Annotated in this window: 16 protein-coding genes; 6 read left to right on the plus strand and 10 right to left on the minus strand. The window is 41.6% G+C overall.

Translation table 11 applies throughout. The annotated features are described in order from the left end of the window. Positions 1–430: 430 nt before the first annotated feature. Positions 431–1,237, minus strand: a complete 807-nt coding sequence (locus ACYTXL_RS20425; protein ID WP_461926315.1) for a hypothetical protein — start codon at positions 1,235–1,237, stop codon at positions 431–433. A 585-nt stretch (positions 1,238–1,822) separates the two neighbouring features. On the opposite strand from ACYTXL_RS20425, the gene ACYTXL_RS20430 reads away from it, so the two are divergent. Then, the gene (locus ACYTXL_RS20430; RefSeq protein WP_461926316.1) at positions 1,823–3,421 is read left to right on the plus strand and encodes a cellulase family glycosylhydrolase; all 1,599 of its coding nucleotides are present in this window, start codon (positions 1,823–1,825) and stop codon (positions 3,419–3,421) included. Between the two features lie 941 nt (positions 3,422–4,362). After that, on the plus strand, positions 4,363–6,144 hold the full coding sequence (locus ACYTXL_RS20435) for a M61 family metallopeptidase (RefSeq protein ID WP_461926317.1): 1,782 nt from the start codon (positions 4,363–4,365) through the stop codon (positions 6,142–6,144). 132 nt (positions 6,145–6,276) lie between these two features. Here ACYTXL_RS20435 and pyk read toward each other — a convergent pair whose 3' ends face one another. Then, entirely contained in the window at positions 6,277–8,046 is a 1,770-nt protein-coding gene (pyk, locus tag ACYTXL_RS20440) for a pyruvate kinase (protein ID WP_461926318.1), read from the minus strand. Positions 8,047–8,423: 377 nt separating this feature from the next. Here pyk and crtR point away from each other — a divergent pair, with 377 nt between their 5' ends. Further along, entirely contained in the window at positions 8,424–9,314 is an 891-nt protein-coding gene (crtR, locus tag ACYTXL_RS20445) for a beta-carotene hydroxylase (protein ID WP_461926379.1), read from the plus strand. 13 nt (positions 9,315–9,327) lie between these two features. Here the strand turns inward: crtR and ACYTXL_RS20450 are convergent, their stop codons facing one another. The 4 genes from ACYTXL_RS20450 to ACYTXL_RS20465 all read right to left on the minus strand — a co-directional run bounded on the left by ACYTXL_RS20450 (position 9,328) and on the right by ACYTXL_RS20465 (position 10,981). Continuing rightward, entirely contained in the window at positions 9,328–9,546 is a 219-nt protein-coding gene (locus ACYTXL_RS20450) for a hypothetical protein (RefSeq protein WP_461926319.1), read from the minus strand. A gap of 134 nt (positions 9,547–9,680) precedes the next feature. Continuing rightward, positions 9,681–10,085, minus strand: coding sequence for a PIN domain-containing protein (locus ACYTXL_RS20455; RefSeq protein WP_461926320.1), 405 nt, complete (start codon positions 10,083–10,085; stop codon positions 9,681–9,683). A gap of 6 nt (positions 10,086–10,091) precedes the next feature. Continuing rightward, positions 10,092–10,307: a hypothetical protein gene (locus ACYTXL_RS20460; RefSeq protein ID WP_461926321.1), complete on the minus strand. Its 216-nt coding sequence runs from the start codon at positions 10,305–10,307 to the stop codon at positions 10,092–10,094. A 308-nt stretch (positions 10,308–10,615) separates the two neighbouring features. Further along, on the minus strand, positions 10,616–10,981 hold the full coding sequence (locus ACYTXL_RS20465; protein ID WP_461926322.1) for a hypothetical protein: 366 nt from the start codon (positions 10,979–10,981) through the stop codon (positions 10,616–10,618). On the opposite strand from ACYTXL_RS20465, the gene ACYTXL_RS20470 reads away from it, so the two are divergent. Genes ACYTXL_RS20470 through ACYTXL_RS20480 form a run of 3 tightly spaced genes read left to right on the plus strand, consistent with a single transcriptional unit; the run spans position 10,970 to position 11,678 of the window. After that, the gene (locus ACYTXL_RS20470; protein WP_461926380.1) at positions 10,970–11,101 is read left to right on the plus strand and encodes a papain fold toxin domain-containing protein; all 132 of its coding nucleotides are present in this window, start codon (positions 10,970–10,972) and stop codon (positions 11,099–11,101) included. The two genes, ACYTXL_RS20465 and ACYTXL_RS20470, sit on opposite strands and share 12 nt — an antisense overlap. Positions 11,102–11,114: 13 nt before the next feature. Next, positions 11,115–11,480, plus strand: a complete 366-nt coding sequence (locus tag ACYTXL_RS20475) for a hypothetical protein (RefSeq protein ID WP_461926323.1) — start codon at positions 11,115–11,117, stop codon at positions 11,478–11,480. A gap of 12 nt (positions 11,481–11,492) precedes the next feature. After that, a complete protein-coding gene (locus ACYTXL_RS20480; RefSeq protein WP_461926324.1) occupies positions 11,493–11,678 on the plus strand; it encodes a hypothetical protein in 186 nt (61 codons plus the stop codon). A 7-nt stretch (positions 11,679–11,685) separates the two neighbouring features. On the opposite strand, the gene ACYTXL_RS20485 is transcribed toward ACYTXL_RS20480, so the two are convergent. The 4 genes from ACYTXL_RS20485 to ACYTXL_RS20500 all read right to left on the minus strand — a co-directional run bounded on the left by ACYTXL_RS20485 (position 11,686) and on the right by ACYTXL_RS20500 (position 14,118). Then, entirely contained in the window at positions 11,686–11,859 is a 174-nt protein-coding gene (locus tag ACYTXL_RS20485; protein ID WP_461926325.1) for a hypothetical protein, read from the minus strand. A gap of 24 nt (positions 11,860–11,883) precedes the next feature. After that, on the minus strand, positions 11,884–12,291 hold the full coding sequence (aroH, locus tag ACYTXL_RS20490) for a chorismate mutase (RefSeq protein WP_461926326.1): 408 nt from the start codon (positions 12,289–12,291) through the stop codon (positions 11,884–11,886). A 173-nt stretch (positions 12,292–12,464) separates the two neighbouring features. Continuing rightward, positions 12,465–13,286, minus strand: coding sequence for a signal peptide peptidase SppA (gene sppA / locus ACYTXL_RS20495; protein WP_334908535.1), 822 nt, complete (start codon positions 13,284–13,286; stop codon positions 12,465–12,467). 535 nt (positions 13,287–13,821) lie between these two features. After that, complete coding sequence (locus tag ACYTXL_RS20500) at positions 13,822–14,118, minus strand: hypothetical protein (RefSeq protein WP_461926327.1); 297 nt, start codon at positions 14,116–14,118, stop codon at positions 13,822–13,824. Positions 14,119–14,279 lie beyond the last annotated feature (161 nt).

Raw genomic sequence — 14,279 nt, forward strand, 5'->3', positions numbered from 1 at the left:
TGTAGCTTTAGCTGACCGCAGGGTATTGCCCCTACCGCGTGTAGTTTTGCGTAAGTCCTAATAAAAACTGGAATACCAGCGCTCATATTGAGGCTGGCATCCAGATATTAATTACCCAACAACCACCAATTCAGTGGGCATTGTCTGTAGAGAAAAGTTCTTTGTCCTGATTAAGAAAGTTGTGGCAATTTCGCAAGCTTCACGAAAGACGCAGAGAGGAAATTTATACCTAAAGCTACTTGCTCTGTACTTCTATGCTCTGAAGTGGTTTAAATCTTCTCCTGCTATCTAAAATACTCAACTACTTCTTGTGGGGTGGGCGACAGGAGGTCTTGTATACAAAGGCGGGCAAGACTTCGGCGTGAGCGCTCAGTCGAACGCTACCCACCCCACAAGATTGGGTAATTTATTTGTTGGAAGTCCCTAGATTTCAAAGAACAGTATTGTAGTATATCTTAAATTTAGCTGGGGATTCTACCTCAGCATTTATTGCTTGGGGCGTTACTTGCAAATTCTTCTGCATTGTCTGCATCTGTAACATCATCTCTTTAATTTGTTTTTGCAACTCTTCAAATTCTGATGGTATAATTGCTGTTTGATTCACTTCATCAATAGCAGCAATTTCTTTGATGTTGTTCGGATTTTCTCGAGCATAGCCAAGGAAAACTTGGGCGGATGCAAAGGCAGAAGTACCAGCAACATTTGTCATCGTCGTAGTGGTATTTTTTTGAGTTGCAACCTTTGCTACAGGATTTACTGGCTGTGCGTACATCGGTGTCGGGGTTTGCCCTTCAATAGGTTGAGATGCAGTTATTCCAGAGCTTTTTGAACTTAAAGCTTGATCAAAAGGCATCTCGTCATCTAAAAAAGCGTTCAATCCAGAAATTTGCAGCCGAGGCTCAGAAACTTGCCATTCTTTTAGTAATGCTTCTTTTTGCTGTAGATGTTGGTCTAGATTAGATAATTCCTGCTGAATTTTCGCTGATTTAGAGGAGGAATTTCGCCAACCACACAAAGCAAGTGCTAAAATTCCAGACCCTATACTAAGTGCAGTTGCAAAAATTACGTAAGGAATAGCAATATCTCTAAGTTTGCCATAGAAAATAGGTTCTTCCTGGAATTTGATGGCAATTTGTTTATCGCCTAGTGTAGCAAGGGGGAATGACATTAAAGAAAATACACTTAGAGAAGCGATCGCAGGTGGTAGTAAAAATTTTTGCAGTGCAGAAAGTGTCATAATCAGAAAGTTTTTGTTAAATAAAAGACAATGGGTAGATCGCAGCAGATATAATTACCGCTTCTAACATCTAGCTTGTATAGAGTTTTGACGGTCACTCAATATGCGTACTGCCTTAGTATCCAAATTATCTTCTATCCAAGATTGTTTCAATAGAAAAATGATGAAGAAGTCAGTAAATCTCGTAAATTTTCTGTAAACTAAATAACTCTCGCAGATTATATAAAGGGAAATGGAAAATCTAGAGAGAAGTTTATACATATTACTAGTCAAAGATTTTAGCGATCTTGACCTCTACTATCCAATTTTTGCGGATACAGAAACAATAGTAGCTAAATATTGCTATTAGGGTCTAAGATTACTAGGATGGTTAGATGCATGGAATGTTAATTTAATAACTAAAAAGCTGTCAAAAAAATCATTGTAATCAGAATAGAAAAATTTATCCTCGATGGAATGGTCAGATACCTAAAAATAATTTTTAAGTAAAAATAATTACAAGTAGAGTATTTTTTTGTTAGAGCAATATATACTTTACTAAGTAATTAGACTTAGGAGTTTATCTCCAGGAAAGGTAATAAAATTATGCGATTGATCTCAAAAAGTAAACCAAGAACACTCAGGTTACACAAGCAATTCCTGATATTTTCCTTAAGCTTAGTGGTATTTTTAGTCATAATTTTGACTAAAGCACCTGTTAATATCCAGCTAGATGCTTCTAGGGCTGCGACGCCAATAGAGCTACCACTTTCAACGATTGGTAGAACAATTGTGGATGCGAAAGGCAAGGCTGTATTGCCCAGAGGTGTTAACTGGTTTGGTATGGAAACTGATACACACGCCCCTCATGGTTTATGGAAACGAGATTATAAAGAAATGCTGGCGCAGATTAAAAGCTTGGGATATAATGTCATCCGATTGCCTTATTCTGTGGCAGGATTGCGATCGCCTAATGTAAGTGGCATTGACTTTGGAATTGGCAGCAACATAGAACTCCAAGGTAAAACCCCCTTAGAGGTAATGGACTTAGTTATTCAAGAAGCAGGACGCCAAGGATTACTAATCCTACTCGACAGCCATCGCCTCAACGACCAGCAAATTCCAGAATTATGGTATGGAGATGGGTTTACCGAAGCAGACTGGATCGATACCTGGAAAATGTTAGCCATCAGATATAAAAATCAAGCTAACGTTATCGGCGCAGACTTAAAAAACGAACCTCACGGGAAAGCTAGCTGGGGTGATAACAACATCAATACCGACTGGCGACTAGCAGCAGAACGCGCAGGTAATGCCATTCTCAGTGTCAACCCTAATTGGCTGATTGTCGTTGAAGGAGTAGAAAAGAATGTCCCCGGTCAAAAACTGCTACAGCATTGGTATGGGGGAAATTTAGAAGGTGTTAAGAGCTACCCAGTACGTTTATCGGTTTCTAACAAGCTAGTTTATTCTCCTCATGAGTACGGCGCTGGAGTGTACAATCAGCCCTACTTTTATGACTCTAACTTTCCTAAAAATTTAATTGATCGCTGGCAAATAGGATTTAACTATATCGCTAGTGAGAATATTGCTCCCATCTTAATTGGGGAGTTTGGGGGACGGAAAGTAGACTTAAATTCCAAAGAAGGAATTTGGCAAAATGAATTGGTGAAATACATTCAAAAAAATAACTTGAGCTTTACTTACTGGAGTTGGAATCCTGATAGTAGTGATACAGGCGGAATTTTACTAGATGATTGGCAAACTGTTGATCTACCCAAGCAGCAATTACTATCCCAACTGCTCTCACCTGTACAAGTTCAACCGCCAGACAAACCGAGTAATCCTCCTGTTTCCCCAACTCCGACTCCTTCTGTTTCCCCAACTCCGACTAGTACTGCCCAACTAAAAGTGACTACTGACATCAATTCCAACTGGAAAACAGGATTTTGTGTCAGTTTTAAAATTACAAATCAGGGCAATACCAAGGTTAGTAATTGGCAGCTGGTATTTAATATGAACCAAGCTACGATTAATAATTCTTGGAACGCAGATTTTAAGCAGCAAGGAGCGATACAGTATGTAGTAACTCCTTTGGACTGGGGAAAAATAATTGAACCAAATCAAGTACGCGATATCGGCTTTTGTGCCAATAAACTTGGTTCTGACTACCAGCCGCAGCAAATAGCCGCCGTCTCCATTTAAATTCAAAAGTTAAAAGGCAAATTCAAAACCTCTCTCGTGCAAAGAGAGAGGTTTTCCAGATCCCGTGAAAAGTCAGATGAGCAATACGTGTTTCTGCTACATAAAGAATAATAAATAATATAAAAAGTAGCATATAAGTAAGTCAGCGTTAAAAAATCAACCTATGTGACAAAATGTAAAATCAGCGAATAGCTTCTAAATCAGTGATTCCAAAGTTTTTACAAAACTAAACATACATAGGTTTTATCGTGCCGACCTAGTTATTACCAATATGGATATAATTACCAATCAAGAAATAGTTATAACTTGGAGATTAATATATGATAAGGACATTAGCAGTCTTTACCCCGATTTCTACCCCGATCACTCGGAGTTTTATATATTTTTAAAGCAACAAGTTATTCAGTTATTAAAAAATAATTTTTCAATAAAAATATTGTATAGATACAAGTATAAAAACATACGTTTTGTATTAGACAAGGGGCTTCCAAATAAAAAAATACTCAACTACTGATTGTGGGGTGGGCGTCTCACCATTAGTGTCAACTTAAGATTAAAACCCATTTGTCAACGATAGGTTTTGTGAGAAACGAAGTATAAAGGTGAACTTTTTTCTGCCTTTTATACGCAAGCTGGGAGTGATGCTAATAAACAAAGCATTAATAGTCCCTGAAAAAGTTCGTTTTTTGTCCCTTTAAAACCGAGTTTTTCAGCATAAATGCTTATTGACATAGTAAGTTTGAGCTTAACTTGACACCTATGGTGTCTCACCCGCCCGTAGCCAAATGCAGGCAAGATGCCCACCCCACAAGATTGGATAATTTATTTGTTGGAAATCCCTAATAGCACTTCTCGATCAGATGAGGTACATCCTCAAAATTAAAAGGCAAATTTGTCATGATGGAAAAAATTACCTATCGAGTATTAACTCAGCACACAAGATGACTGAAGCAACAGCAACTCGTCCCAATATCTACGTCCACGAAACCGGGCCAACGATTCATTACCTGGTGGCAATGCCCCAACCAGAAACCCATCTGTTTGAGGTAACTTTACGCCTTGCCGATTATCCTTCGGCGATTCTCGATTTAAAATTGCCGGTGTGGACACCCGGTTCCTACCTAGTCCGGGAATATGCCAAGAATTTACAAGATTTTGCGGCTTTTGCAGAGGATAAGCCTTTACCTTGGCGGAAGATCAGCAAAAATCACTGGCAGGTAGACAAAATAGGTGTTTCAGAATTAACTGTACGTTATCGCGTTTTTGCGAATGAGCTATCGGTACGGACAAATCACTTAGATCCAAGCCACGGTTATTTTAACGGTGCGGCACTATTTTTTAGAATACCAGGCTGGGAGAACCAACCGATTCGCGTCACTATCGTACCACCACACCCGGAATGGCAGGTAACTACTGCCCTACCACCCGTTGCTGAAGAAACGAATACTTTCTTGGCTAGCGATTTTGATACTCTGGTGGATACTCCCTTTGAGATTGGTAGCCACCAATTGTATAAATTTGAGGTTTTGGGAAAACCCCACGAACTGGCAATCTGGGGACAGGGAAATTTCCAAGCCCAGCAGATGATTGCTGATATCCAAAAAATTGTCCAGGTAGAAGCGCAGATGTTCGGCGGTTTGCCATACAAACGATACGTGTTTCTGCTACATTTATTTAGCCAAGCTTTTGGCGGTTTGGAGCATAAAAACTCTTGTTCCTTAATTTACCAGCGTTTTGGATTTCGCACTCAGGAAAAGTACGATCGCTTTATCCAATTGGTAGCACACGAGTTCTTTCACTTGTGGAATGTCAAGCGAATTCGCCCAAAAGCATTAGAGGTTTTTGATTACGACGAAGAAAATTACACACCATCATTGTGGTTTTGTGAGGGGACTACTAGTTACTATGACTTGTTAATTCCTTTGCGGGCGGGAATTTATGATGTTAAGTCGTATTTGAATAACTTGGGCAAAGAAATTACCAGATATGAAATGACACCGGGGCGGAAGGTACAATCGGTTTCTGAGTCGAGTTTTGATGCCTGGATAAAACTCTATCGCCCGGATGCCAATAGCGGTAATTCCCAAATTTCCTACTATTTAAAAGGAGAAATGGTATCGTTGTTGCTGGATTTACTGATTCGCTCTACTCACGACAATCAGCGATCGCTCGATGACGTAATGCAGAAAATGTGGCAGCAATATGGGCAAGCTGAAATTGGCTATACTCCAGAACAGTTGCAGGAAGTTATAGAATCTGTTGCCGGAATCGATTTGACTGATTTCTTTAAACGCTATATTGATGGCATTGACGATTTGCCCTTAAATCAGTACTTAGAACCCTTTGGCTTACAGTTGGTAGCAGATCAGCAGGAAGAACCTTATCTGGGTGTGAAAATAAATACAGAAAATGGGCGGGAGATGATTAAGTTTGTAGAGACTGGTTCACCTGCCCAAGTAGGGGGAATTGATGCAGGTGATGAGTTGCTAGCAATTGATGGGATTAAGGTAACGGGGAATAGTTTAAGCGATCGCCTGAAAGATTACCAAGCAAACGATACAATCGAAGTCACAGTTTTCCACCAAGACGAACTGCTTACCTATTCTATCACCCTCGCCTCACCACATCCCATTCAATATCAAGTAAAACCTGTTGAGCATCCTGACTCCACACAGGAGCAAAACTTTGCTGGATGGCTTGGGGTTGCGATCGTAACTATTTGATAAAGGGCATTGGGCAATTCAATTTTGGATTTTGGATTGACGATAGCCGAGCGTCTTTTGGATTAAATTTCAATTCTTTAATCCAAAATCCAAAATCTAAAATCTAAAATCTAAAATTCTTACTCCCCACTCCTAAGACGTTCTCACCGCCCCAGAATAAATCAAACCCCGTTGCAGATCCAGCGTTATAATCGCCCCATCTCGAATCGCCTTCGTTGCCTGCTTTACGCCGACAATCACTGGCACACCGAGACGTAAACCAATCACTGCTGCGTGACTTGTCAGACTTTCCTCTTCCGTAATAATCCCGGCAGCTTTCCGAATTGCCTCCACAAAATCCGCACTAGTTCGAGGTGCAACTAATATGTCTCCGGGATTAAAGTTACTAACATCCATGCCAGTATTTGCCACCCTTGCGCGACCACTAACTGAACCTTGTCCTAGTCCAATTCCGTGACCTAATATTGCCGTCACCACCTCAACCTTAATCAAATCTGTGGAGCCGGAAATTCCCTGAAGTGTGCCAGCAGTCATCACTACTAAATCTCCCTCAGACAGTAACTTCAGTTCCTGAGCTACGTTGATCGCAGCTTGAAATGTCTGACCAGTGGAAGGTAATCCTAGTACTAACAGTGGTTTTACTCCCCACACCATTTGTAGCTGTCGTGCCACATTCACATGGGGTGTCACTGCCAAAATCGGTGTCTGGGGACGGAACTTAGAAACATTGCGAGCTGTTGCCCCAGTTTGCGTTAGGGTCATGATTGCTGCTGCGCCTAGTTGTTCGGCGATTTGACCTACAGCTTGGCTAATCGCATTGGGAATGGAGCGGCGGGCATCTCTGGCAGAACGTAAGTTTAAGTGTTGGACTTCTTCCTGCTCCATGCGCTCGGCAATCCGCGCCATCGTGGCCACTGCTTCTACAGGGAAGCTGCCCACTGCGGTTTCATTGGAGAGCATCACCGCATCCGTGCCATCTAAAATCGCATTTGCCACATCCGACACTTCCGCGCGAGTGGGACGGGGATTGCTCACCATACTATCTAACATCTGGGTAGCGGTGATGATCGGAATTCCCAAACGATTTGCTGTGGCAATTAGCCGCTTTTGGAGTACGGGAACATCCTCTGCTGGCAATTCCACCCCTAAGTCGCCTCTGGCAACCATTACGCCATCACACAAAGCCAGAATCGCCTCCATTTGTTCGATGGCTTCGTGCTTTTCAATTTTGGCAATCACTGGCACTTGCTTGCCTGTACTGGAAATTAGCTCTTTAATTTCGATCATGTCCTGCGGATTGCGGACAAAGGAAAGCGCTACCCAATCTACACCCTGATCGAGACCAAACATCAGATCCTCTCGGTCTTTGTCGGTCATTGCCTTAACTGACAGGTAAACGCCGGGAAAGTTTACGCCTTTGTTGTTAGAAAGTTTACCAGGCACGGTGATGCGACAATGCAAATCACCTTTGTCGCGGTTAATTTCTTCCACGACCATTTCGACTCGTCCATCATCGAGGAGGATTTTTGCGCCAACTGGGACTTCTTCGGCTAAATAATCGTAGGTGACGCAGCTAATTTCTTGCGTACCTACAACCGGACGATTTGTCAAGGTGAAGCGATCGCCTTTTGCCACAACTATAGACCCGTTGTCAAACTTCCCCAAGCGAATTTTTGGACCTTGCAAGTCTTGGAGAATAGCCACTGGCTGATTTAATTCAAAGGCGGTTTGCCGAATTAAGCGAATACTACGCTGATGGTCGGCATGAGTTCCGTGGGAAAAATTTAGCCGCAGCGTCGTGGCTCCCGCTTCAATAATCGCCTTCAGCATTTCAGGACTGCTAGTGGCGGGGCCAATAGTAGCGACAATTTTTGTCCGGCGCAGAGAATCTCTTAATTGCATAGGGGCTGAAATTAGGGAGCTATCTGGGAAGTCATCGTAACTTAAGTGGCATCTCCTTTTCAGTCACTGCTATATCAATAATAAGCAGTTAGAGAGGGTTTATCGGAGAATAGGGGCTGTGGGTTAGACTAGATATAGTACATCAATCTTGTCTCCATCCTCCTGACAAAGGAGTTTATCCGATCAACCTATTGCCGATTGTCATACCCCACTTATCAGTAAAGACTTGGCTTCGTCTGGAATCATAGCGTTATTCATCTAGTGATATGCAAAGCTGTAGATAAATATTGGTATACAAAACTTAGCAAAACTTTATTATTCGCTAATCTTTTATCGTATATTCGTAATGTTTGGTAAAGAAGGAGTCAATGTCAAAAATGATCACATCGGAGGCACAAAAGCCACTGATAATCCCACCCAAGGAATTTTTAGCGCCTCCTGGTGATTTCAATCGCACGCTACTGCTGTTTTTCGTAGCTGTGGCAATGCTGGTGTTATCTAGCTTTGGTTACTGGCTTTGGGAATGGCCGCACTGGCTCTGCTTTAGCGTTAATACTATTGCCTTGCATTGTGCTGGGACGGTAATTCACGATGCCTGTCACCAATCTGCCCATCGCAATCGGGTGATTAATGCAATGTTAGGGCATGGCAGTGCTTTAATGCTAGCTTTTGCTTTTCCAGTATTTACGCGGGTGCATTTACAGCATCATGCCCATGTCAATCATCCTAAAGATGACCCAGATCATTATGTCTCTACGGGTGGCCCTCTATGGCTGATTGCGGTGCGGTTTTTGTACCACGAGGTATTTTTCTTTCAACGGCGACTGTGGCGTAAATATGAGCTATTGGAATGGTTCATCAGCCGCTTAATTGTCGGTGTAATTGTTTATATATCAGTGCAGTATCACTTTTTGGGTTACATTCTCAATTTTTGGTTTATACCGGCTTTTGTGGTGGGGATAGCACTGGGATTATTTTTTGACTATTTGCCCCATCGTCCTTTTGCGGAGCGCGATCGCTGGAAAAATGCTCGTGTCTACCCTAACCCAATTTTGAATATCCTGATTATGGGGCAGAATTACCATTTAGTTCATCATTTGTGGCCTTCGATTCCTTGGTATAATTACCAGCCTGCATATTATCTGATGAAGCCCCTGTTAGATGAAAAAGGATGTTATCAAACTTCAGGATTGTTAGAGAAAAAGGACTTTTTTGAGTTTGTTTATGACATTTTTTTAGGAATTCGGTTTGATCATCACAAAGAATAGAGTTGTTCGATTATTAAGCGATGCCTACGGTGGGCTGTGCGATCGCGTCAAAAATCTCTTGAGAATTTCTGCTGCTGCGACATAATTTTATGCGATCGCATTTGCTAAAAATCAAAAGAGTGATTTCTGTCTGACTTATTCCTTGTAGAAAACCTGTGGGATCGAAGTTGCTACAGGCTGCGCGAAACACCCAAACGTGAAGGCGGAAGCTGCTACAGGCTGCGCGAAACACCTAAACGTGAAAGCGAAAGTTGCTGCAAGGAAGACAGAAGCTCCTACAGGGAAGGTAATACCGTTTTACTTTAAGAATTATACATTTAGGTAAGCTGGAGAAGCTCACATTAAGTTAGAGGAGGAGTAAGCTATTCACACAGAACGCCAATTTTCGATTTGCAAGTTAGGTACTCTTTGAAATTCTCGGACATTAGATGTAACCACAATATGATTATTGATTACTGCGGTGGCTGCTATAAGTACATCATAAGCACCAATCGGTGAACCAGCTAATTTAAGAAAGCTTCTGATGTGGGCGGCTTGTTCTGCTTCTTTTGAATCAAAAGGTAAGATTGTAATTGAAGCTAATAATATTTCAATAATTGATTGGATTTTAATAGCGCGTTGTGGGTTTATAAATAATCCATATTTCACCTCCATAACTGTTAGAGATGAAACAAAAATTTCAGTAGGGGAGATTAATTTTATTCGCTTGAGGGTGTTTTCTTCTCCTTTGACAAAATCACTAATGACGCAAGTATCGAGTAGATAACCCATACATAATTAAAGTTCAATTTCCTTCGGTGGTATCAGTTCCTCTCGATATGATTCAAAGATAATACTTTCTTTTATACCTGAATATTGCATGATTATTTCTGACCATTGGGTGGATTTAGTTTCTAGGAAGGTGACAAACACTAAACTTTCAGTGATGCCTTCTGGTGTTTCAGCTAATTCAATTTTGCCGTTTTTATAAATTCCTTGAATTGTTTTTAACATATAGCTTACCTCCTATATAAATTTTAACCTATAGGAATCATATTTGATTTTTGAAAAAATTCAGCATAACTCAAAGAGGCTTCTTGACTGTTGCCTATTGCCCGACTACGCAAATAATTTTATAAATGAAATCGGATCGCTATAGCAGTTTTTATTCAGATGCGGTACAACATTACATCACGAGGTGTAGGGGCACGGCACTGCCGTGCCCCTACGGGTGTATCTGACGTAAACGAGAACCGCTATATATAAAAATAACCTCTGAAAGCGATCGCACCTTTAATTGGTACAATCGTACTCTTTAGAGGTTATTGTTCAATCGAACTATTAATTGTTGATCTGATCCTAACTTTCGTCGTCTGGGAAATCTCAGCATATATTCCATTGTCACTTTGCAGAGCGCGATCGCTGCCTGAGAAAGCTACATCATGATCAAGGCTAGCCTTCACAGTCAACTGAGCGCGATCGCTGCACAATTCCAGATTTTTGAATGCGTTCCCTGTGCGATCGCCTTGCGCCAATTCCTCATTGAGCAAAACATTTCTGGTAAACAGATTAGCCTGTTCACAGGTAGTAGAGAAGATCCCTTCTGCAACATTTACCATGAACGCCTGTGACAAAACATTTCCATTAATGGGCGACATGAAGCGATCGCCGTTGAAATTGATGGACAAGAACTCATCTTTGACAACATAGATCCTGAAGGAATTTCCACAGTAGACTGGATCAATAACCTATACTGCCCTGCCCAAGATTTAGGCGGCAATTTCCAAATCACCGAAACCAATTTTTAAGTTGGAGGGACAGATGGTTGATTTGTATGACCTAATCCACAATATACAGAAACGTCCTGCCATCTATTTGGGACGAGCTTCTATATCCAACCTCCGTACTTTTCTAGCAGGTTACTGCTTTGCCCGTCGCCAGATAGGAATTCCTCAAACACCACAAGAACAGCAATTTTCAGAATTTCAAACTTGGATTCAGCAGAGATTTCCTGTAAGTTCTGATCATACCTGGGATGAGATTATTCTATTTTTTTACCAAGATGAACACACTGCACTAGAGCAGTTTTTCAAATTTTTTGACGAATTCACTCAAACAGAACATTCCAAAGAACTTCAACCGAATACAACAAATAACTTGATAGTAGTTTCAGGAACTCAAGATTAAAAGAAACTTGAAATGGATGTTTTAGTCCAAGAACTCGACACAAAACTACGCCAATGGCAACCTGATATTGCTCAACAAGTGCAGCAATGCCTTGCAGAGATTATTGAACTGGCAGACCAGGATGCTCTAGATATTCTTCGTTCGAGAGTGGTTGAACAAGAAGTATTGGATTTGATTGATGAACCTGAAATCTGGTGAAGTGTGGCTAGCTGATTTTCCAGACAAACTTCAAGCGCCTAATCTCTTTCTCTAACATTGCTGTAAGACTTGGATAGTTAGGAAAACTTGTATCAAAGTCAGGTTCATCAGGCCATTCTTCTGAGTTGTACTGCTGCACCCATTCAACAATTTGATTTAGAAGCTCAGTCACTCTAGGCATGATTGACTGCCACATCCGCAAGAATTATAGAATCACTGCTGGCTGTGATACTTGTAATGATTGGGGTAAACTCCAGTCGGGACGCAAGCTGGCGGCGTTGCGTAAATAGATATGATGAATTGAGGCGGAAGCTGGCAGATAAGCGTGGATTAAGAACCGAATGCAACGCTGTAAGCTACCTTGGACGTGCATTTGCTGCACATCCAACATGGCCACATTATCCCAACCCGGACGCGCTCTGGCGATCGCAGCTGGAAAAATAGCATCCAAATCGCGTGTCACTGAGAAAGTCACACTAATCATGTCCCTCGGCTGGAATTGATTCCGGTTTTCTAGTTCATTTAGTAGTTCTGTCACCACCTCTCGCATTGCCTCAACGGTATTTTCTGAAACGGTTGTTGCTCCGCGAATCGCCCGCATTTGCCACTCCACGTCAAATCCTCCTTAAAACAGAAAAGTCAGGAGTTAGGACTTAAGAACGAGAAGTTAAGATTTTTAACTCATAACTTCTCACTCATAAACGCCAGTTGCTCCACTTGGGGAAACCCCATCGCTTTTAGCGTCTCCCCTTGGGAGAAGACCGCACTGGCTCCTCCTAACTCATATCAGGGTCGATATAACCACAACGGTAAACCACTAGTAGACATTTCAAATTCGAGCCAATCAATACCAGCTCCAATTCCTGATGAAAACTGACGACTCCCTGGAAGAAAGCGACTCAATAAGGGTTTACGTTCTTCTAGGGTATAGCAGAGAGTTTTTTCCGGATCAAGCCCGACTAGTTCTGCTGTCCAGCGACGGGCATCTTCTTCTGTGCCCAGGCGGTCTACAACACCCAACTCTAGGGCTTGCTGTCCAGTAAAAATCCGACCATCGGCGAAAGTTTTCACAGTTTCTACTGCTAAAGAACGGCCATCAGCTACTGTTTGGACAAACTGCTGATAACTTGTGTCAATCAACTCTTGCAGGATGTTTGCTTCTGGTTGAGTCAGTTCCCGGTCGAAAGCCAAAATGTCTTTGTAAGGACCAGACTTAATTACCATGAAGGAAACACCGATTTTTTCTAGCAAGCGTTCCAAGTTATTCCCACGCAGAATCACACCAATACTACCCGTAATTGTACCTGGGTTGGCGACGATGTGTTCGGCTCCCATACCGATGTAGACTCCTCCAGAAGCCGAAATATTGCCAAAGCTAGCGACGATTTTGATTTTTTCGCGCAAACGCTTTAGGGCGCTGTAGATTTCTTGGGAATCTCCGACTGTACCGCCAGGACTATCGATACGTAGCAATAATGCCGGAAACTTTTTTTCTTCTACAGTTTTCAGGGCTTCTAGGACGCGTTTGCGAGTAGCACCGGCGATCGCACCGGTAATTTCAATCCGCGCAATTTGTTTTCTAAACTTGGGCTTAAACGGCCAAACCATGAGCTGTCAACATACCTCGTAATAAATTCAATATAAGATGCCCAACGGTCAGATGCCCTGCTTTACTCTGTTAAGAAACATGAGCAGTCATTCTGCTCATCAGGATTTTAAGGAAAATTTTATATTTTACAGGGAGTTTTATTTGATATTCTCAATGAATACTAATTAAGTCCTAAAGTATTGCGGCTGACACAAAATGCCAAACTCTAGTCTAGCGTTCAACCTGATGATTTAGCAGGGATTATTTTAACTTTTTTGCGGAACTGAAAATTATAAAACCCTTGCTATTCTGACTTTTTGAGGATTGGTTTACTACGATCGCACACCTGCACTAGTTGTCAGTAATTAATAACTAATAACTAATGAATAATAAGTATTTAATCAATCACCTCGGCACTGAATTTAATTAATAAAAATTTATTCAGCAACACTAATCCCTATCTAAGTTAAGGGTAGTAGTACTTTCACCTTTGGAAATATGACTTTTTCCTCGCTTATACAGCCCATGACCATCTGACGAAGGTATTTCAATTACTCATGAACCTACTCGTAAAATTTGACCCCGATAATAAACGTACATATCAAAGAGTGCCCCAACGAAAGTACAGGTCAAGCTAATCACAAATAATCCGCGTAGGGGAGTTCCACTGCCAAAGGTGGCGAGAAAATGCCTAATCTGAATAGCGATCGCCTCAGTTAACTCTTGTAAACCAGGGAAGTGACTGCTCAGTGATAGAAGGAGCAATCCGCCGCCAACTAGGAGCATGGGAGCGACAAAACTAAAAATGATCGTAAGTAGTAAAGAGCGGAGAAAGTTTGTGAAAATAGTCATTTAGGACAAACTCCGTGAGTAGAGATGACAATAGCCCGATAGCGGTTTCTCATTTTCTACAATACGGGCGATCGCTTCCGAACAGACAATCTGTCAAAAATCTTAAGTTTTCATTAAAAGAAACGGCTATCAGTTACAGCAGATGGTGAAGTTATCAAAAA

This window comes from Nostoc sp., assembly GCF_054880495.1.